General features: G+C 43.6%; 17 protein-coding genes. 8 read left to right on the top strand and 9 right to left on the bottom strand.

Annotation, left to right across the window (positions count from 1 at the left end):
* Position 1 precedes the first annotated feature (1 nt).
* Both K8Q91_02270 and K8Q91_02265 read left to right on the top strand, forming a co-directional pair.
* Positions 2 to 1,750, top strand: a complete 1,749-nt coding sequence (locus K8Q91_02270; GenBank protein ID MCE9628800.1) for a penicillin-binding protein 2 — start codon at positions 2 to 4, stop codon at positions 1,748 to 1,750.
* Between the two features lie 2 nt (positions 1,751 to 1,752).
* Entirely contained in the window at positions 1,753 to 3,060 is a 1,308-nt protein-coding gene (locus K8Q91_02265) for a UDP-N-acetylmuramoyl-tripeptide--D-alanyl-D-alanine ligase (GenBank protein ID MCE9628799.1), read from the top strand.
* A 64-nt stretch (positions 3,061 to 3,124) separates the two neighbouring features.
* Here K8Q91_02265 and K8Q91_02260 read toward each other — a convergent pair whose 3' ends face one another.
* Genes K8Q91_02260 through K8Q91_02225 form a run of 8 tightly spaced genes read right to left on the bottom strand, consistent with a single transcriptional unit; the run spans position 3,125 to position 13,466 of the window.
* Complete coding sequence (locus tag K8Q91_02260; protein MCE9628798.1) at positions 3,125 to 3,301, bottom strand: twin-arginine translocase TatA/TatE family subunit; 177 nt, start codon at positions 3,299 to 3,301, stop codon at positions 3,125 to 3,127.
* A 34-nt stretch (positions 3,302 to 3,335) separates the two neighbouring features.
* The gene (locus K8Q91_02255) at positions 3,336 to 4,052 is read right to left on the bottom strand and encodes a twin-arginine translocase subunit TatC (GenBank protein ID MCE9628797.1); all 717 of its coding nucleotides are present in this window, start codon (positions 4,050 to 4,052) and stop codon (positions 3,336 to 3,338) included.
* Positions 4,053 to 4,082: 30 nt separating this feature from the next.
* On the bottom strand, positions 4,083 to 4,265 hold the full coding sequence (locus K8Q91_02250) for a hypothetical protein (GenBank protein MCE9628796.1): 183 nt from the start codon (positions 4,263 to 4,265) through the stop codon (positions 4,083 to 4,085).
* A 7-nt stretch (positions 4,266 to 4,272) separates the two neighbouring features.
* Positions 4,273 to 4,860: a hypothetical protein gene (locus tag K8Q91_02245; protein MCE9628795.1), complete on the bottom strand. Its 588-nt coding sequence runs from the start codon at positions 4,858 to 4,860 to the stop codon at positions 4,273 to 4,275.
* A 15-nt stretch (positions 4,861 to 4,875) separates the two neighbouring features.
* Positions 4,876 to 7,713, bottom strand: coding sequence for a hypothetical protein (locus K8Q91_02240; protein MCE9628794.1), 2,838 nt, complete (start codon positions 7,711 to 7,713; stop codon positions 4,876 to 4,878).
* A 3-nt stretch (positions 7,714 to 7,716) separates the two neighbouring features.
* Positions 7,717 to 10,143 (bottom strand): hypothetical protein, encoded by a 2,427-nt coding sequence (locus K8Q91_02235; protein ID MCE9628793.1) that lies wholly within the window; start codon positions 10,141 to 10,143, stop codon positions 7,717 to 7,719.
* Between the two features lie 3 nt (positions 10,144 to 10,146).
* Positions 10,147 to 12,795: a hypothetical protein gene (locus K8Q91_02230; protein ID MCE9628792.1), complete on the bottom strand. Its 2,649-nt coding sequence runs from the start codon at positions 12,793 to 12,795 to the stop codon at positions 10,147 to 10,149.
* Between the two features lie 14 nt (positions 12,796 to 12,809).
* Positions 12,810 to 13,466, bottom strand: a complete 657-nt coding sequence (locus K8Q91_02225; protein ID MCE9628791.1) for a hypothetical protein — start codon at positions 13,464 to 13,466, stop codon at positions 12,810 to 12,812.
* 117 nt (positions 13,467 to 13,583) lie between these two features.
* On the opposite strand from K8Q91_02225, the gene K8Q91_02220 reads away from it, so the two are divergent.
* The 6 genes from K8Q91_02220 (at position 13,584) to K8Q91_02195 (ending at position 19,126) form a co-directional block, all read left to right on the top strand.
* Entirely contained in the window at positions 13,584 to 14,177 is a 594-nt protein-coding gene (locus K8Q91_02220) for a hypothetical protein (protein MCE9628790.1), read from the top strand.
* Positions 14,178 to 14,197: 20 nt separating this feature from the next.
* Positions 14,198 to 14,827 (top strand): hypothetical protein, encoded by a 630-nt coding sequence (locus tag K8Q91_02215; protein ID MCE9628789.1) that lies wholly within the window; start codon positions 14,198 to 14,200, stop codon positions 14,825 to 14,827.
* Positions 14,760 to 16,064, top strand: coding sequence for a hypothetical protein (locus K8Q91_02210; GenBank protein MCE9628788.1), 1,305 nt, complete (start codon positions 14,760 to 14,762; stop codon positions 16,062 to 16,064). The genes K8Q91_02215 and K8Q91_02210 overlap by 68 nt, the downstream gene beginning before the upstream one ends.
* A 12-nt stretch (positions 16,065 to 16,076) precedes the next feature.
* Positions 16,077 to 16,955: a hypothetical protein gene (locus tag K8Q91_02205; GenBank protein MCE9628787.1), complete on the top strand. Its 879-nt coding sequence runs from the start codon at positions 16,077 to 16,079 to the stop codon at positions 16,953 to 16,955.
* The gene (locus K8Q91_02200) at positions 16,952 to 18,691 is read left to right on the top strand and encodes a hypothetical protein (GenBank protein ID MCE9628786.1); all 1,740 of its coding nucleotides are present in this window, start codon (positions 16,952 to 16,954) and stop codon (positions 18,689 to 18,691) included. The genes K8Q91_02205 and K8Q91_02200 overlap by 4 nt, the downstream gene beginning before the upstream one ends.
* Before the next feature lie 81 nt (positions 18,692 to 18,772).
* Positions 18,773 to 19,126 (top strand): hypothetical protein, encoded by a 354-nt coding sequence (locus K8Q91_02195; protein ID MCE9628785.1) that lies wholly within the window; start codon positions 18,773 to 18,775, stop codon positions 19,124 to 19,126.
* An 89-nt stretch (positions 19,127 to 19,215) separates the two neighbouring features.
* On the opposite strand, the gene K8Q91_02190 is transcribed toward K8Q91_02195, so the two are convergent.
* Positions 19,216 to 19,704, bottom strand: a complete 489-nt coding sequence (locus K8Q91_02190; protein MCE9628784.1) for a hypothetical protein — start codon at positions 19,702 to 19,704, stop codon at positions 19,216 to 19,218.
* Positions 19,705 to 19,764: the final 60 nt, after the last annotated feature.

Here is a 19,764-nt window from a genome sequence, read left to right as displayed (position 1 = left end):
CATGTCACAACAAAAAGGTAGAATCAGAATTAGGCTAGTTTTAGGTCTAGTCCTCTTAATGGGAGGTCTTTTTATGGTGAGGTTGTTTTTTCTGCAAGTAATTAAGGGTGATTATTATGCTGAACAATCTGACCGTCAATATTTAAAATCAGCCACCACTTTTTTTAATCGAGGGTCAATTTATTTTCAAAATAGAAAAGGAGATATAGTATCGGCGGCTACTTTAAAACAAGAATTTTTGCTGACAGTAAATCCTAAGATGATTAAAGACAAAGAACAGGTTTACACTGAACTGAATAAAGTAACCGCTGTAGATAAGGATCTGTTTATGGATAAATTGAATCGGCCAGGTAGTTTGTATGAAGAAATTAAAGATAGTTTAAATCAAGAAGAAGCGACTGCCATTAGAGGTTTAGAGTTAGCTGGTGTTTATTTGATTAAAGAAAAGATTCGTTTTTATCCAGCGGGACCAACAGCGTCGCATGTGCTCGGTTTTATGGCTTTTAAAGAGGAAGATTATGTTGGTCGTTACGGACTAGAAAAATATTATCAACCAGTTTTGGATCACAAAGAGACAGGATCGTTTGCTAGTTTTTTTGCTGAGATTTTTATGGGTTTAGGAAAAAGTATATTGAGCGATTCGCCAACTACCAGGGAAGGTGATTTAGTCTTATCGATTGAGCCAGTCGTTCAAAATACAGTTGAAAGAGAATTGAAGGGGGTTTTAGATAAATGGCAAGCTGATTCTGGCGGGGTGATTGTGATGGATCCTAATACTGGCGCTATTGTGGCTATGGCTTCTTATCCGAACTTTAATCCGAACGAAAAACAAAAAGATATCACAAACTTACCAAACCCAATTGTGGAGAGGGTATTTGAGATGGGTTCAGTCATTAAACCGTTGACGATGGCGGCTGGTTTTGATGCGGGAGTGATCAAACCAGAGACTACTTTTGAAGATAAAGGTTTTGTTAAATTAAATGGTAAAACAATCATGAACCACGACAAAAAAGTGCGTGGGGTGGTGCCGATGCAAACTATTATTGATCAATCTATGAACACAGGGGCGGTTTTTATTGAACAAAGGTTGGGTCGAGATACTTTCCGTAAATATATGTTGGCTTATGGTTTAGGTGAAAAAACAGGGATTGATCTACCAGATGAAATTCCAGGCCTGACACGGAATTTAAATAGTAAGGAAGAAGTGAACTACGCTACTGTTTCCTTTGGTCAAGGAATCGCTCTAACTCCTATTGCTACCATCAAGGCTTTTGCGTCACTAGCTAACGGGGGTAAATTGATTGAACCCCATGTTGTTAAGGAAATTAGATACAATGATGGTGGAAACTATATTGTCCAACCTAAGGTGACTAGGGAGGTGCTTGGTCGTCAGGCGACCGATGATATGACTCAAATAATGGTTAATGCTGTTGACCACGCTTTGCTTAATGGGACTAAGCGGATGGAGCGTTACGCGATAGCGGCTAAGACCGGAACTGCTCAAATGGCAGGTCCTGGGGGCAAATATTATGATGATCGTTTTTTGCATTCTTTTGTTGGTTACTATCCAGCTTATCAACCCCGATTTGTTACTTTAATTTACATGGTTTATCCTAAAAATGGGGCCAGATTTGCCTCTGATACTTTGACGGATCCATTTATGAATATTGCTAAATTTATGATTAACTATTATGAATTACCTCCCGATCGAGAAACTGTTAGTCGAGATAAAGTATCAGCGACAATTTAACAATGATAAAATTATATCTTAAAAACTTCCTGAAGCCGTTAATTATTGGGGTTATTACTTTTGAAGCCAAATTAATGCTCAGACGTCATCGACCGAAGGTTATCGGCGTCTCTGGGAGTGTAGGTAAAACTAGTACTAAAGAAGCGATTGCGGTTGTGATGGCTTCTCAGTACCAAATACGAAAGAGTGCCAAAAGTTACAATAGTGATTTTGGGGTTCCGCTGACTATTTTAAATTTAAAAACTGGATGGTCTAATTTTGGTTTATGGTTAAATAATATTATTTGGGGGGCTTATGAAGTTGTTTTTTCTCGAAATTTTCCTGAATGGTTAGTGTTAGAAGTGGGAGCTGATAAGCCAGGTGAAATTAAAGCCATTGCTAAATGGTTGCCTTGCAATATAGCAGTCCTAACTGCCTTTCCCGATAACCCAGTCCACGTTGAATTTTTTTCATCAGACTCGGCTTTGTTTGAAGAGGACCTTCAGTTGGCTTATAAATTAAATACTTCTGGTCAGACAGTAGCCAATGGTGATGATAAAAATATTTTGAAATATTTACCAAACCTTAAAGGTGTGATAACGACTGTTGGTTTTGGTAAAAATAATGATTGGCAATCGTCGTCGGAAGTAATTGAATATAATCAAAATAACACAGTCAGAGGAATTGGTTTTACTATTAAACATAATAATGAAAGTTACCAAGTTCACTTACCTGGTTTAATAGGGGGGCATCAGATTTATGCTATTTTAACCGCTTTAGCAGTGGGGGAGTTAAATGGTATTAGTCCTGAGCAAGGAGTGCAGGCCTTGGCTAATTTTGTTGGCCCAGCTGGGCGATTACGGGTTATTCCAGGGATCAAAGAAACAACTATCATTGATGATACCTATAATGCCTCGCCAGCGGCGATGGAAGCTGGGTTGATGGCTATGTCCAAAATTAAAACTAAAGGCCGTCGAATTGCTGTTTTGGCTGATATGTTGGAGTTAGGAGATAGGACCATCGAAGCCCATCGGTCTGTTGGTGAGCATGTCGGCACCATTTGTGACTTATTGCTGACGGTTGGTCTACGATCCAAATTTGTAATTGAGGGTGCCAAAGAAAGAGGGATGAAAGATAATCAAATTTTTAGTTTTGATGATTCGGTTCAAGCTGGTCGAAAACTCCAAGAATTATTAAAAGTGGGTGACTTGGTTTTTGTTAAGGGTTCGCAGAGTATGAGAATGGAAAAGGTGGTGGCCGAGGTAATGTTAGAACCAAATCGAAGAGAAGAATTATTATGTCGGCAAGAAACTATCTGGCAGGATAAATAATGTGCTTTATTAAAAAAAACAGCCTTAAGTGATCACTTAAGGCTGTTTTTTTAATAGAGAGTTATTATTTTTTCTTGTTATCAGTGTCTGATTTAGGTTCATCTAAATCTTTGAAGGCTCCTCTAATGTGTTTAATTGCATCAACTAAACTTTTAGCTAATTCCGGAATTCTTTTGGCACCAAACAATAAAATAAAAATGACTGCTATAATAATTAATTCTTTTGTTCCAAGTCCAAACATATTATTTAAATGGGTTTTAATTTATAAATTTTCTTTAACGCCCGGTATTAAGCATGTTATAAATGATTGTTGCTTCATACATAACAATAAGTGGTAATACCATTAATAATAATGATATACCATCAGTTGGGGGAAGTAAAGAAGTTAAAATAAACATCACAAAAAAAACATGACGCCTCTTTTCTTTTAAAAAATTAACATTAAACATCTCAAATTTAACCAAAACTGTCATCAAAATAGGGAATTCAAAGAGGAGGCCAAGTAAGACTGAGGTGGAGATTATTTGTGATAAAAACATACTAATATCCCAGAGATTGGTAAAACCGAAACCAACATTAATGGTGGCGAGGGTTTGCATTGTAAAGTAGAGCATAGAGAAACAATAAGCAAAGCCAAGTAAAAAGAGTATTAGGCTGAGAGGTAGGATGAGTAAAATCATAGTCCGCTCCTTTTTTCTTAAGCCAGTCCCAGTGAATTTATAGAGATGATAAACACATAATGGGATACAAAAAATCATCGCAAAAAACAAACCGGCATCCATAGCTAGTCCGACAAATTGAAAAGGGGAAGTGGTGGCTAGGGTGACGTCTTTGAAGTCAAAAAAACTGGTCAACAACTTAATGATTGGTCCAGCTAGAAAAAAACCAACGACAAAAAAACCAATAAAAGCAATAGTTATGATGTAGATTCGGCGGAATAAATCCTCGAGATAGGGACTGTATTCTTTTAATTTTTCTTCAAATTCATCCATTGGCGAAATTACTTCAGTCAGACACAATAGTTATTCTGACATGATAAAGATATTTCCACCACCTCCAGTCACTTCTGGTATTTCGACACAAAGCAAAGAGCCATCGTCTTCAACGAGGGTGTCAGCGGGAACATAACTAGCATTGCCGGTGGGAATTTCTAGAATAAAATCCTGAGCGTCTCCTGATTGTCCAACAATATCAATAATCGCCATAGGTTATTTATAAATTACTAGTGGTGTCGGTCGATGTACCTACAACAGAATCAATAGTGACTGGGTCAGTGGTTGCGGTTTGGGTAGCTTCTATTACGTTGGTTGGAGAAGTGGTTGAAGTGGTCTCTAAAGGAGTAATAACTTCTGGGATAATAGCATCTGGTGTGGTAGTTGAAGTGGGGTCGGTAATCTCACTATCTTCAGTTTCAATCAAAGGGTCATTGATGATTTCTTCTTCGGTTAAAGTATCTGTTGGATCAACCTCCTCTGTTGTTGCTTCTTCAACTACTTCACCGGGTTCTTGGGGTACTATTTTTTCCACCATTTTGTCGACGGCGACTTGTTGACTGTCCTTACCAAACAAACTAGCCGGATCTATTTTTATTATTTCAGTCATTAAATCATCCGGGTTAGAGATAGAATAGACCATTCCGCCATAAAGAACATATTTGGCTTCATAACGACAAACTGGCTCTTCTGGTAACCCGATTGAGGCACAGATCACGGAATCTCCATCGTTATAATAACCAGTTGGATCATAAACTACCAAGTTTGGGTTATCTAGTAATGGCTGACCTTTAGTTAAATAAATCATAAAAAGTTAAAAAAATTATTGGGTTAATACTGCTCTTACTTTTATATTATCACCTAATGACGCTGGTGTGTAGCGAATATAGGTGGTTTCATTACCTTTATCGGTCGTATTGTACGATCCCCACGCGCCACCACTGTTGGTCGACTTTGCCCAGGTGCCACTGTTGGTAGAAGTAGTGTAGTCGTCGACAAGCAGATCATTAGTCACGGCATTGTATAGTCTAATTCTTAAGGTTGGTACGGTTCCACCAAAAGCCGTCGCAAAGCGCCACACAAATTGTTTACTGCTCGCATTTGATAATCCTGGTGATGGTTGATAATGAGAATCGGTGGTGGTGCCGGTATCATCATAGACGACCGTGAGACTCATGATGCGAGCCGGAATGCAGAACGTACCAACAGTTGAAAATTCAAACATGAATTGGATGCGTGGCGCTCCGACAAGGCCAGTCAAGTCACCATCAGGATCGATGAGAGTCCATTCACCAGCGTTGTTGATAATGCCCTTTGTTCTAAAATAAATACGATATGGTTCGGTATTGATGGCAAATTCTCCTGTTCCAAGTCTATCATCATGAGTAACTGCCACATTACGAAACTGAGTACAGTCGGGGGTATATAAGGCAGGAGTGATTACTCGCTGGTTAGTCGATGCTGCGTATGTCCAATGTGCAGAAAGCGGTAATGAATACATTTGTGATAGGGCGGTGGTGGTGCCATGTTTGACGATATGAGCAATACCATTTTCACTCCATAGAGAAATGATTTGAGAAGCGGTATTAAAATGAGGCACCGTATAGCTATTCCAATCAATGACATAGGCCGAGCCTGCACCGATTGTGCCGGCGCCCGATGAAAGGGTAATAGATGTCAGAGAGGTAAAAGCGGAAATGGTATACCAAGTAGAAATCGCGGTTGGATTGGTTGATCCGAATCCGATACGATAGCCCACCATGGCGGCGACAAAGAAGGTGTTGGTGCCGGTGACTGCCGTGCCTGACACGGCAACAGTGCCAGAAGAGATGTAGGCATTGCCCAGAGACGACGCTTGGTCTTGTTGTTTATCATCTACACCCCAGATGTGGTCAAAAGGATCTCCGGCTGCAGTGGGGTATTTGGTGATATAGTGTCTGACCCCAGTAGCGCCAGTAGTGGCGACAATAAGTCGATCCATATTGTCTGCGATCTCGACACTACTCAAAAGTGATGTCGCCGGGAAGGTGCTTGCTGATCCTGGTGGAATTTCTGGGCGGTTATCAGAAATCCAGCCCAAATTGCCGGCAAATATTTTGGCGACATTGGCGCGATAAATACGGGTGGTAGTGACAAAAAACAAGGACGCTTCTCCTGCCCATGGGCCATGATTGAGAGTGCCGTATCGGCCGTTATTTACTCCTGATAACGTACCGGTTACCAGTTGGGGGGCGGTAGAGACAACATCAGCTGTATCAATAATATATACCGCGCCAGCACCAATTGTTCCTGCTGATGTTGTCAGGGTAATGTTTGCCGCATCAGTAAAAGAGGCGATCGTATACCAGGTTGTGACCGTGGCCGGGCTTGTCGCATTAAAGCCAATTTTCATTCCAACCATGCTTGAAGTGAATGTTGTGCCCGATCCAGTGACTGCGGTGCCGGCTACTTGCACGGTGCCAGTTGTATAATAGGCAATCGACATGGTCATTTTGCCTGAAGCGATAGTACCGGTGGCGCGGAGGTTGTAGCGGTAGACGCGCGCAAAAGTCGAACCAAAACCATCAAGGACATACGCATAGTGCAAGCCCTTGCTCACTTCAGGAGCGACGGTGAGTCCACACGCTGATTGGTTGGTAACGACGTTACCGGCAGTGCCGGCGTCAGAGAGCCAATACGTCGCTTTGATATTGTCAGTCGTCGTTGCGACGGCAATCGTGGTGCCTGTAGGCACGAAATCATCATAATTTACTCCTTTGACGAGGTGTAATCCGCCATTGGCGACGGTGGCGTTGGTGGAGGTGATCGCAAAACGGAGTTCCTCGATTACGTATGCGGTGCCAGTGGCAAGAGTGCCGGCAGAACTTGCAAGAGTGATTCCTGTCTCACCGCCAATGGCTGAGATAACATACCAACTAACAATAGCTGTTGGGTCGGTCGATCCAAAACCAATACGCGCACCGACAGCAATACCTTCGTCGAGCCATGCGGTGCCTGATCCGGTAACGGCAGTGCCTGAGACTTCAACGGTGCCGGTGGTGTGTAGATATCTCAGTGCTCGAAAGCCACGCAAAGTGTGCGCTGCGGCTGAGGTCAGTAGGGTTGCGACAACGAAACCTTTCCAAGTGTAGACCGAAGTAGTTTTATTGTATTCATACAGACAAATCTTTCTTGGTGCAACAGAGGTGGCCAAGTTCTCAATCATAAACACCCAGTCAATAGTCGAGCTATATGTCATGACATGGGGATACATCATGGGTGTGTTATAGACGACAACATACGGCGTAGTGGCGCCGATAGTTCCCGCTGAAGAACCCAGAGTGATGCCGGTAGTTGATGCTCGAGCTGAGATGCTGTACCACGCTGTTACTTTTGCAGGGTCTGTTGAGCCGAATCCGATCGCCATACCGATCATGGACGTTTGAAAATTGGTGCTATTGCCGGTAACTGCTGTACCAGATACAGAAACAGTGCCCACAGTATCGACTACTTCTTGCATTGGAGTTGCAACGGCCATTGGAATTGGCCCGACGTATTTGTCAGTTGCGAGCGATCCAGTATTTTGCACCATTAATGTTCCCAAATTGGTTTTGGTGTAATCGTAGGAAGTAATAGGAGTGGTGCTTCCGGTGAATGTATGTTTTACGGCGCGGTATGGCATGGATTAATTTTGAGTTAGCAGTGCCCTGACAGTTATGCTCCCAAGGGTGGAGTTAGGGGTATAGCGTATGTAAGTGATCTCGTTGGTCTTGTCTGTATCATTGTAGCCTATCCAGTTGCTGCCACCATCAATTGATTTTGTCCAAGCACCATTGGTTGGCCCGACGGTGGGATCGGTAAAAATAGAAGCGTTAGTAGCGGCGTTGAATAGCTCAATTTTTAATTCCGGCACCGTGCCACCAAAAGGTTGAGCGAACCTCCACGTGAAGTGCTCATTGGTGATATCTGATAGGCCAGCTGATAATTGGTAATGCGAATCGGTTGAGCCATCTTCATAGGTGACTGCCACTTTCATGATGCGTGATGGCAAGCAAAGGGCGCCAATGGTGAAAAACTCAAACATAAACTGAATGGCGTTGGCTGGAGTCACGGCCGATAAATCTCCGCCCTCACCAACAAGTGCCCATGAGCTGGTGGCGTCGCTCCCGATGTCGGCTGTGCGATAATATATTCGATATGTTTCAGGAGGTAATCCGAAGACATCCTCGCCAAGATGATGAATGTCGTAGGTAAGTACTTGATCAAATTTAACACAATCCGTAGTAGTAATTGATGGGGTGATAATTCTCTGGCTAGTTGCTGAAGCGTATGTCCAATGAGCTCCAAATGGCAGTGCGTATAATTGGTTTAATAAGGCGGTAGCACCCATTCTCACGATATGCATAACTCCTTCACTGCTTGCTACCGATAAGAGTTGAGCGCCAGTATTGAAATGAATTGCCAATCGAGGATCAGAAAGTGATTGGTCTTGTTGTTTGTCGTCGATACCAAAAATATGATCAAATGGTGTTGTATCGGTCTCGGGGTATCTTGTAACGTAATGGCGAAGTGATGTGTTGGCGGTATAATTGGTAATCACAAAACGATCAATAGTGTTGAGATAGGCGATGTTGGTCATTGTTGCGGTGGCGGGGAAAGTAGCCACCCCTCCTGGAGGGATTTCTTGTCGAGCGGCAGCTGCTACAGCAAAAGGGGTGTTGCCGGCAGTGATGGCAGAGACTGCGGCGCAGTATAGGCGGGTGGTGGTAACAAAATATAAATACGATGAGCCAGACCCCGGACCATGCGACGTAGTAGCAATTTCCAAGTTTTGCGCTGATTGGTTGGGGATAGTACCGGTTATCGCTTGGGTACCACTGATAACAATGTTGGCACCAGCGAGTTGCATTTTTCCAGTGGCTACAGTGTTGTTGGCGCGTAGATTATATTTGTATATAACTGCATTTGATGTGTTGGTGCCATTCAAGACATAAGCAAAATGGGTTTGCTTATCTACTTCAGTAGCGACAGCAAGTCCGTTGGCGGCGGTGTTGGTGACGGCTCCAGCTCCGGCATCACAAAGCCAATATACGCCACGTTGATTGGTGACTGAGGTGGCGATCGACGGAAATGTTGATCCAGCAGTAGTGAAATCATGATACCCGGCACCCTTAAGTAGGAAGAGGCCACCGTTGGCAGGAGTCGTGTTGGTGAGGGCAATAGCAAAGCGAAGTTCCTCAATCACATAGGGTGTGCCTGCAGGTATCACGCCCGGTGAAGTGGTGAGACCAATGGAGGTGTCGCTGTTAATTTGCCCGATGTGATACCACTGAGTAATCAACTCGGGGTTAGTTGAGCCAAACCCAATACGCGGTCCGAGACCGCCAGCAACTGCGGTAGCGCCGGTGCCGGCGGCTACCAAGTCAGTCGTAAATAAAGTGCTTGTCCCCGTCACAATACAGTCAGCAATCACAAACGCGGTACCAGCTGCATACGCGCTCGAGGCGCCCAAGATGTTCATTGTAGCAGTAGTAGCAAAAGAGATGATTGGGTACCAACAATTGATCTGAGCGACGTTCGTGCTTCCAAAGCCGATCATTTTTCCCACATACGTCGCAAGAAAGCCGGTAGCAGAGTGAGTTACTAGTCCAGCGATCGTGACTGTTACTGTTCCAGTTGCGTAGACTGAAACAGGAGCAGCGACAGCGACGGTGCCGGTCGTGTGTTGGTATCTTAGGGCGCGGAAACCACGAGCAACGTTGGTAGCGGCTGGCGTGGTAGCTGTGATAAAACCCTTCCAATTGTAGGTCGCGAGTGATTTATTGTATTCGTAAAGGAAGATACGTTTTGCTGCTGATGCAACGTTTTCTATCAAAAAAACCCAGTCCACCGTTGAGCTAAAAGTAATTACTGATGGGAAAATCATTGTCACCGCTGTCGATTCTTCCATTGGTCTCGCTACTGCCACGGGTAGTGGCCCCACGAAATTATCTTCTGGGTTGGGGCCACTCTTTTGAATCATCAAAGTACCCAAATTTGTTTTGGTAGAATCGTAAGAAGCGATTGGGGTCGTATCTCCGTTAAAAATGTGTTCGACAGCGCGTAGCGACATGGACTAATTCTGTGTCAGCAAGGATCTGACTTTAATGTTATCTGGCAAAGTTGCTGGTGTGTAGCGGATATAGGTGATCTCATTGCCTTTATCGGTAGCATCATACGATATCCAATTAGTGCCACCATCGACTGTTTTTTCCCAATCACCGGCCTGAGTGACTGAATCGTCATCGACAAGTAGTCCACCAGTAACTGCGTCGAAGAGGCGGATTCGTAATGTTGGTACGGCTGAACCAAAAGCAGTGGAGAAACGCCACGCAAATTGTTTATCAGCCTCGACCGTCTTACCGCTTGATGGCTGGTAATGAGAATCGGTTGAGTAATCATCATAGAGCAGTGCCAGAGACATAATTCTACCAGGAACACAGAGCAGGCTAATGGTGGTAAATTCAAACATAAATTGAATACTACTTGAAGGTGAGAGGCCTGATAAATCGCCATCTTCTGGTAACCGAGTCCAAGAACCAGTGTTGTCGGTGATTCCACTCGTTCTATAAAAGGAGAAGGTTGACGCTGTTGGAATACGGAATTCCTCGCTCCCTAAGTGGTCGACAACCGAAGTTAGCATTCTTCTGAATGAGCTACAATCAGGAGTAAATATCTCAGGTGTTATTACTCGCTGGTTAGTTGATTCTGCATAAAACCAGTGAGCACCAAGTGGTAGGGCATACATCTGACAGAGGGCTGCTGTCGCACCATGTTTTACGATATGGGCGATGCCATTTTCACTCCAAATGGAAGTTACTTGAGAGGCGGTATTAAAATGAATCGGAGCATTAGGATCAGCGAGTGATTGGTCTTGTTGTTTATCATCAAGTCCAAAAAACCGGTCAAACTGGTCTCCTGCTACTGCCGGATAGCGAGTGACATAGTGTTTTATACCTGCAGCTCCTGTAGTAAGCACAATCAGTCGATCAATAGCATCTGAAATTTCAATTACGTTAAGTAAAGATGTGGCAGCAAACGTGCTCACTGAGCCCGGTGGAATTTCTGGTCGATTGTCAGAGATCCAGCCCAAATTGCCGGAAAATATTTTAGAAATTGCCGCTCGATAAATACGAGTTACGGTCAAAAAATACAATGATTTTTCATTGGCGCCTGGGCCATGAGTAAGGGTCCCAACACGACCATTATTTACGCCGACGACAGTACCAGTCACTAATTGAGGGGCGGTCGAAATCACGTCGGCTGAGTCGATAATAAAAGCCGCTCCTGGTCCAATACTTCCGGCAGAAGAAGAAAGGGTGACAACAGTAGAAGAAGTAAATGAGGCAATTGTGTACCACGTGGTTACGTTGGCAGGGCTAGTGGTGCTAAAACCTATTTGCATGCCTACCATTGATGCTGTAAAGACGGCGCCTGAAGCAGTTACACCTGTGCCTGATACGGTTACGGTTGTGGCTGATGAAGTCGAGGTCGTATAAGCAATGCTCATTAACATTTTACCTGAGGTGATGGTACCAGTCGCGCGCAAGTTATAGCGGAAACAGCGCATAAATGTAGAACCAATACCATCCAGAACGTACGCATAATGTAAGCCTTTATTGAGCTCAGTATCAATAGCGAGACCACAGGCCGCTTGGTTGGTAACAACGTTACCAGTGGTGCCGGCGTCGGAGAGCCAATACACACCTCTCTGGTCATTGACCGAACTTGTAATTGAAGGAAAAGTCGAACCGGCAGTGGTGAAGTCATGGTAGCCAGCACCTTTAAGGAGATAGAGTCCGCCGTTGGCGACAGTGGTGTTGGTTAATGTGAGAGCAAAACGAAGCTCTTCGATAACATAAGCGGTACCGGCAGGAATGACGCCTGGTGAAGTGGTGAGGCCAATTGAAGTGTCACTGTTAATCTGTCCAATATGGTACCACTGTGTGATTTGGGTTGGATCAGTTGAGCCAAAGCCAATGCGTGGCCCGAGACCACCGGCGATGGCGGTGGTAGCGGTTCCTGCAGCAATACCATCTGTCTGAAACAGGGTTCCGGTTCCAGTCACAATACAATCCGCAATCACAAACGCAGTACCAGCGGCATACGCACTCGAGGCACCCAAGATGTTCATGGTAGCTGTGGTGGCAAAAGAAATAATTGGATACCAACAATTAATCTGAGCCACGTTGGTACTGCCAAAACCAATCATTTTACCAACGTACGTAGCTAAAAAACCAGTAGCAGAGTGAGTGACCAAGCCCGCGAGAGAAACTGTGACTGTACCAGTAGCATAAACAGAGACTGGAGCAGCGACAGCTACTGTGCCGGTGGTGTGTTGGTAGCGAAGGGCGCGGAAGCCACGGTTGACGTTGGTAGCTGTGGGAGTGGTCATGGTAATAAATCCCTTCCAATTGTATGTCGCCAGTGATTTGTTGTATTCGTAAAGGAAGATACGTTTCGCGGCGGCAACACCGTTCTCGAGTAGAAAAACCCAGTCTATCGTATCACTGTAGGTGATAGCATGAGGAAACACCATTGCAACACCAGTTGATTCTTCCATTGGTCTCGCTACTGCCACGGGTAGTGGCCCCACGAAATTATCTTCTGGGTTGGGGCCACTCTTTTGAATCATCAAAGTACCCAAATTGGTTTTGGTTGAATCGTAAGAAGCGATTGGGGTCGTGTCTCCGTTAAAGATGTGTTCAACAGCGCGTATAGCCATAATAATTTACAAAACTAAACTTCTAAATAATCAATATTAATCTGCACGGTTGTTGTTCCTGCAATATTGCAGTATAACACTTCATCCACCCCACCCTCGACATAATTAGGATGATTATTTGATCCGTACAGTCCGCCAGTTTTTGGGGCTAAATATTTTTCATAATCTGTGCCACCAGCGGTGAAGCGAAAAGAAACTGAAGTGGCGTCGGCGGTGAGGGAGAAGCGTGAGGCATAGACGCGAATCTTTTTGCCCGAGGCTGGAGTGCGCACGTTGCCGGAAGCGGCGAGACTGGTTGTTAATTTGGTCACTCCTTGTCCGGTGAGTAGGGAAGTCAGAGTTTCTTCAGTGGCCGGATTAATTCGAGTATTGGTGTCATCTTTGATACCAACCACACTTGATGACGGGGTGCTACCCATGATGAGTGCATCAGCTTTTTTGGGTAGAATTTGTGAGGCAACTAGACCAAGACCAGCAATACCAGCAATTTTTAGAAAGTTTCTTTTATTATTGTCTATTTCTTGATCGGGAGAACTAGTCGCTGGAATTGTTTCTGGAGAAATTTCAAGGCCACTGCTTACAGCTAAAGAATCTTTCGAACTAGAAAGATTCTTTAGCTCCGATAGAGAGACTAATTTGAAGGAATATTTTTCCGGAATTTTTTTAAGCATCTGGGGATTAATTCAATGTTTAAATTATACCCAACTTTTTTGATTTTCGTACATAAAATATGTTGATAACAAACTCAATATAAAGTATTATTATGAGTAATTAAATTTCTAATTTAAATGTCTCACCGAAAATTTAATAAACTGCGTTATCTTTTTTCAACCAGATTTTTTCTAGGAATATTTTTTCTATTTTTAATTGTTGGTTTTTCTACTACCGTTTATGCGGCTTATGAGAGATTTGCTCCTGGTACCACTGCGACAATAGGGGAGTTTGTCTATGAAGATGATTTTACGCCTTCGACTGAAGATTGTGTCGCTAATATTTATGATCCAAGTGGGGGTGCTGTTGTGACTAACGGGGCGATGAGTGAGGCGGCAAGTGGATGGCATTGGTATGATTATTCTATTCCCGCGATCGGTCCGGAAGGTATTTGGCCAGCCAGTATGAGTTGTGGTACTGGTGGGGAATTGGTCAAAGTTGATAAAACATTTTCAGTAGGGGCGGTGATTGTATCCAGTAGTACAATTTCTTCGGCTGTATGGGCGAGTTCAACCCGTACTTTGACTGACGCCACTATTAACGGTGGATCATTGGCGACGACAGATGAATTAAATAGTAATGATAATATTCTTTATGACACTATTAATAACGCTTCCTCCTCACTCTTTGCTACTTTACCGGGATCTATCTTCTCACTGGGGCTGGTCTAACTTCTGGATCACTCGCTACTTTGTCTGATGTTAACTCCGCTTCATCATCACTCGCCGCCGCCATCACTACTAGTGAATCAAACATTAATACCAACACTAACAGTTCAATCTTAACGGCGTCATCATCACTCGCTTCAACTCTCGGTACTCGCTTCACCACAGTTGATGGAGCTATCGCTTCCGCTTCATCTAGTGTGGTGGCGATCTTAAATGGCGCTCTTACCACTTCTCAAGGGGTGATCACTACTCAAATCACAACCGCTTCGTCATCACTGCTTGCTACCATTCCAGCTGCTATCTTGCCAACCGTCACTTCAGCGTCGTCATCAATCTACGCGATGCTTAACTCAGTTATCCTAACTTCATCTTCTTCAATTGGTTCATTAATTGCGGCCGGTGACAACAGTGGGGTACTAAGTGCTATCGATTCCGCTTCATCATCACTCGCCGCCGCCATCACTACCAGTCAATCAGCAATCAACTCCAACACTAACAGTGGTATCCTAACTGCGTCTTCATCATTAGCGGCCATCATCAACGCTAACACTAACTCTCAAACAGCGGCTGTCACTTCAGCAGTGAATGCTAATACTGACACCGTTTCTCACTGGGGCTGGTCTAACTTCTGGATCACTCGCTACTTTGTCTGATGTTAACTCCGCTTCATCATCACTCGCCGCCGCCATCACTACTAGTGAATCAAACATTAATACCAACACTAACAGTTCAATCTTAACGGCGTCGACCAGTGTTGCTGCGGTTGTAAATAGTAATACCAATACTCAAACTGCTTCTGTTATTTCATCTGTAAATTCTAATACCAACACAGTGGTAGGTAATGCCTCATCGTCACTATTGGCGACCCTACCAGGTTCAGTTTGGGGTTATTCTAGTCGAACATTAAGTTCATTTGGTGCTTTAGCTACAGATGTTTGGAACGCCACAACCAGAACTCTAACTTCACTGACATTGTCATCTCAATCACCGTGGACAGTTTCTACTTCTGACTTTGGTAGTATCACTGCCGGCAGTAATTACTTAGCAACTATTACTACTATCTATAACGGCACATTAACAGACTCACTCGTCGTGCCGACTGTTACTATCTATGATCCTAGTCGTAACGTGATTGCTAATGCGGTAGCCATGACCAGAACAGCGACTGGTACTTATAGTTATTCTTACACCACCGCTGGTAACGCTCCGGCTGGTACATGGGAGAGTGTCTTCTCAGCCAATGTTGAAACCGGTAAAACTTTGCCAGGTAATGATTATTGGACTGTCGTAACCGCTCCAGCCCAGGTGATCATTAATAGTATCTCTGATTCTGTTACTCCTCAGGTAGCAGCCAATGTCACTATTACGAACGAAGGTTCGACTGGATATGAATATCAATATGAATGGTGTGTAGTTTCTGGTGCTAGCGACGTCTGTGGCGGAGGAGATGACATCTTCCACGGGGTGGCAGCTAAATACATAAATGCTGGTGAAGACTTCAATACCACTTTGACAGCTGATGTGCCGACCGCTGGTAATTATTACTTCAAGATGATTGTTTACTTCGGAACAGAAAGTTCTGGAGCTTCACGTAGTTTTACAGCCACCGCTCCAACTAGTGGGGGAGGTGGTGGTTCTGGTGGCGGTGGAGGAGGAGGTGGTGGTGGAGGCCCATCTGGTGGTACTGTGACCCCTGGAACATGTAAAGGAGCCGATTTTAACGGTGATAGTAAAGTTAATTCGGTCGACTTTTCTATTCTGCTATCGTTCTGGAAAAAACCAGCGCCATTTAAAAACACTTGTGTCGATATTAATCGTGACAATATTGTTAACTCGATCGACTTCTCTATCTTGTTGTCGCAATGGGGGACGGCTGGCCGAGCTATTTAATACTTAAATTATATGGATATTAAAAACAAAACTTTGTACCTCACTAGCTTACTGGCTGTTTTCTTGTTGCCTGTTTTTTATCTTCAAGCTCTAACTATCACTGTTCAACCACCTCAACAACCACTACAAGTTGGTAAAACTAGTTTGGTCAAAATTTTATTAGAGAATAAAGATAAAACTAGAGAAATTAATGCTCTAGAAGGAAAGATAAAAATAAGTTCTTCTGATGATGTTGTCTCTATTATTACCGGTGGCTCAATTTTTAATCTGTGGCCAATTAAACCGTCTCTAGATAAAAATATAATTGCTTTTGCTGGTGGTACTCAATCTGGGGTTTTTGGGGGAGCCTTAAATGTTTTTACGATCGCGATTAAACCAAAAACAACGGAAGCTATTCAGTTGGATTTTGAGGGGGTCAGTGCTTATCTAAATGATGGTCTTGGGACTAAAGTGGTGGTGGCGGGTTTGCCGGTTAAGTTATCAGTTCTAAAAACTCCAAACAACGATGACGAGTTATCGACTTTGGTATCGTCTGATGACTTGGCTCCTCAGAGTTTTAATATTGATTTAGGTAAGGACCTAACTCTTTACGATGGTAAATATTTTATTAGTTTTTATAGTTCGGACAATGAGTCGGGAATAAAAGATTATGAAGTGACCGAAAGTGGATTTGAGACGGTTAAGTCGGGTAATGTTTACGTTTTACAAAATCAAAAATTAACCAGCACAGTTAAAGTCAAAGCGATTGATAATGCTGGTAATGAACGAATTAAAACAATCAAACTGAATAGTGGTTCTAATTGGTTAAAAACAATTATCTTTGTAGTCTTGGTTATAGTTGCTGGTTTAGTCGGATATCTGATCATCAAAATAAAACGTCGAAAATCATGAGGAAATTAATTAACTTAATTTTAACTTTAGGATTAATATTAGCCCCTGGTTTAGTTTGGGCGGCTGATATGTATTTTATTTTAGATAAGACCCAGGTAGCTGAAAATGGAACTTTTTCTGGAACAGTTTATCTCTCGACTGGCGGTGTTGCTATCAATAGTGCTGAAGGAACGATTCATTTCCCAACCGATTTAGTCAGTGTTGATTCGGTTAGCAACACTGGCTCTATCTTTAACATTTGGGTCGAACAGCCAACTTTTTCTAATACCAGTGGCACCGTTAACTTCAATGGTGGTTTACCAACACCTGGTTACTCTGGTCAAGCTGGTAATTCATTGCGAATAAATTTTAGAGCCAAAAAAGCGGGGGTGGCTAAGCTCTCTTTTGGTTCTTCGGCGATCAGGGCTGATGATGGCAATGGTACCAATGTACTATCGCAAACTAGAGATTCTTCCGTAACGATTACTGGTGTGACTCCAGTAGTGGTACCACCGCCAGTAGTTGTGCCAACAACACCAGTTCCACTACCGGTTGTTTCTCAAGGGGCGGTACCTGGTGCTCCAGTCATCACTTCTGATGATATGTCGGATCAAAATAGTTGGTATAACAATACAGAAGGCACTTTTAGTTGGGAATTATCTTCAGGTGTCACCGCGGTACAACTAGTGTTGGCAAAATCAGCTAGCACCTTACCAACAGTCACTTATGATCCACCGATTAAGAAAAAAATACTGACCGGCCTAACTGAGGGAACCTTCTATCTCAATGCCCGATTAAAGAATGAGGCTGGTTGGGGCAAGATCACTAGTCGTAAAATAAAGATTGATACTAACGCTCCGGAAAACATTACCGTTAAGGCTGAGAAGACTGAAGAGGACTTGATTTCTTTGGAAGCTTGGGCAAAGGACACTTTGTCCGGTGTTAAGAGTTATGTAGTTTATAACAACGAAGATAAACTGATCGAGGTTCCAGCCACTGCTAATGGACCAACCAAGTTTAACTTACCACCACTAGCGGCTGGTAGTTATAAGTTAGAATTGCGAGTTTATGACCGAGCTGGAAATTATGACAGTACAGATGTCCTAGTCGACTCACCAGAAGTTCAAGCGCCTAAGATTACACATTACCCAGAAGCTGTTAAGGTAGGCTCTTCGGTAGAGATTAGGGGTAAGTCTCCTTATGCTGATGGCGAGATAGTCTTATGGTTCCAAGCAGAAGATCAAGAAGCTAAAAGTTATTTAGTGAGACCAGACGAAGATAAAATCTTCTTCTATAGTAGTGATTCAATAGAAACAGTCGGTATCTTGAATGTTTGGGCTGAGACGGTTCGTGGTTCAGGAGCTAAGAGTCTGCCAACAGGTAAGGTCTACATCACCGTCAAACAATCTGAGGTTATGTCTCTAGGTACTAGAGCTATCCAAATAATTTCTATCGCGATCACCTTCTTGGTACTACTCTTCCTATTGTTGCTGATGATTTATCTTGGCATCAAAAAATTAAATTCACTGAAACGAAAATTAAGACGTGACTTGGTTCACACCGAACAAGAAGTCCATAAAGTATTCCAAATTCTTAAGGGTGATACCAAGCGTCACTTGAAGATGCTTGAAAGAGCTAGTACCAAACGTAAATTAACCAAAGAAGAGAGTAAAATCATGGCTGAAATGACCGAGAATCTAGATGAAGCTGAGAAATACTTGGCCGAGAAAATAAAAGTGATCGAAAACCCAGATTAGGGTGGGGTGTTTGGTCAAGCTTGAGTCTTGGTGGGGAGGTGTTAAAATTAGATTAATTAAAATTAATAAGAATATTGTTATATGAGTCCAAAAAATAAAAAAATAATTATTGTGGTGGTTGCAATCCTGATCTTGATTGGTGGGGGATACTACTTTGGTTCTTCCAAGCAAGACGTCAATAATGCTGAGGCTTTAATCGCCAAAGAAGCGACCGATCTGGTTGAACGAGTTAGTTTGATTATGGAATTGCCAGCTGAAATACCAGCTGTGGCTACGATTGTGGATGAAACTAAAATAATGAATGAACCTTTCTTTGCTGGCACCAAAAATGGTGACAAGATTTTGGTCTTCATTCAGTCACAAAAGTTGATTATTTATCGTCCATCAACTAATAAAATAATAAACTCCACCACTCTAGCCCTACCAGCTAAATAGGTTTTAAAAAAATAGAAACAATTTACCCCGCCCGGCGACTCGTGTCGCTGGGCGGGGTGTGTGGTTGGCTGGTGAAGTCGATGTTGGACTTAGGCAGCGGCCTGCTCGTTTCGCTGCTGGATTTCCTGCAACTCCTTCAGGCTCGGCGCGCCGGCCGGGTAGAAGTTGAGCTCGATCCACATGCGAAGATGCAGTTGGTTGCCACCAAGCGTTTCTTGGAGATGGGACTCGACTGCGTCGATGACGCGAATCAAACTCCAGCCTCCGGACGGCCAGCTGTACTTCAGCTGCCCTTCTGACGAAAAGGTCAGTTCGTGATCGCCGTAATTTGCGATCCGGATACCGTTCTTGCCGTCGCGGCGCTCGTGTTCGTACCAAATGTCGACATGGCCGCTGGTTTGGTCGGTTTCGGGATGCCAGAGCTTCATGCGATCATCGCCAGTCCACTCGACCAGGGCGTGCCCGGGCAACTGGAAGTGCTGGCCGTTGCCCTTGACTCCAGGGTAATCCCAGACGCTCTGGTGATCGCGCCCGATGGGCTCTACCTGGCCGGTAACGAGGTTGGCTTTGTAATACAATGTTCGCTCCTATAGACGCTAGTTATACTAGTCGTCCGGTTGTCTAATATTAATAATAGC

Source organism: Candidatus Vogelbacteria bacterium, assembly GCA_021414225.1.
Taxonomy (GTDB): Bacteria; Patescibacteriota; Minisyncoccia; order Phycocordibacterales; family XYD1-FULL-46-19; genus JAIOOX01.
This window is presented reverse-complemented; position numbering and strand designations above follow the sequence as displayed.

What these genes read in the sequence shown, in the direction of transcription:
- K8Q91_02270 (MCE9628800.1), top strand. Translation starts at nt 2, where the DNA reads ATGTCACAACAAAAAGGTAGAATCAGAATTAGGCTAGTTTTAGGTCTA.
- K8Q91_02265 (MCE9628799.1), top strand. Translation starts at nt 1,753, where the DNA reads ATGATAAAATTATATCTTAAAAACTTCCTGAAGCCGTTAATTATTGGG.
- K8Q91_02260 (MCE9628798.1), bottom strand. Translation starts at nt 3,301, where the DNA reads ATGTTTGGACTTGGAACAAAAGAATTAATTATTATAGCAGTCATTTTT.
- K8Q91_02255 (MCE9628797.1), bottom strand. Translation starts at nt 4,052, where the DNA reads ATGGATGAATTTGAAGAAAAATTAAAAGAATACAGTCCCTATCTCGAG.
- K8Q91_02250 (MCE9628796.1), bottom strand. Translation starts at nt 4,265, where the DNA reads ATGGCGATTATTGATATTGTTGGACAATCAGGAGACGCTCAGGATTTT.
- K8Q91_02245 (MCE9628795.1), bottom strand. Translation starts at nt 4,860, where the DNA reads ATGATTTATTTAACTAAAGGTCAGCCATTACTAGATAACCCAAACTTG.
- K8Q91_02240 (MCE9628794.1), bottom strand. Translation starts at nt 7,713, where the DNA reads ATGCCATACCGCGCCGTAAAACATACATTCACCGGAAGCACCACTCCT.
- K8Q91_02235 (MCE9628793.1), bottom strand. Translation starts at nt 10,143, where the DNA reads ATGTCGCTACGCGCTGTCGAACACATTTTTAACGGAGATACGACCCCA.
- K8Q91_02230 (MCE9628792.1), bottom strand. Translation starts at nt 12,795, where the DNA reads ATGGCTATACGCGCTGTTGAACACATCTTTAACGGAGACACGACCCCA.
- K8Q91_02225 (MCE9628791.1), bottom strand. Translation starts at nt 13,466, where the DNA reads ATGCTTAAAAAAATTCCGGAAAAATATTCCTTCAAATTAGTCTCTCTA.
- K8Q91_02220 (MCE9628790.1), top strand. Translation starts at nt 13,584, where the DNA reads ATGTCTCACCGAAAATTTAATAAACTGCGTTATCTTTTTTCAACCAGA.
- K8Q91_02210 (MCE9628788.1), top strand. Translation starts at nt 14,760, where the DNA reads ATGCTAATACTGACACCGTTTCTCACTGGGGCTGGTCTAACTTCTGGA.
- K8Q91_02205 (MCE9628787.1), top strand. Translation starts at nt 16,077, where the DNA reads ATGGATATTAAAAACAAAACTTTGTACCTCACTAGCTTACTGGCTGTT.
- K8Q91_02200 (MCE9628786.1), top strand. Translation starts at nt 16,952, where the DNA reads ATGAGGAAATTAATTAACTTAATTTTAACTTTAGGATTAATATTAGCC.
- K8Q91_02195 (MCE9628785.1), top strand. Translation starts at nt 18,773, where the DNA reads ATGAGTCCAAAAAATAAAAAAATAATTATTGTGGTGGTTGCAATCCTG.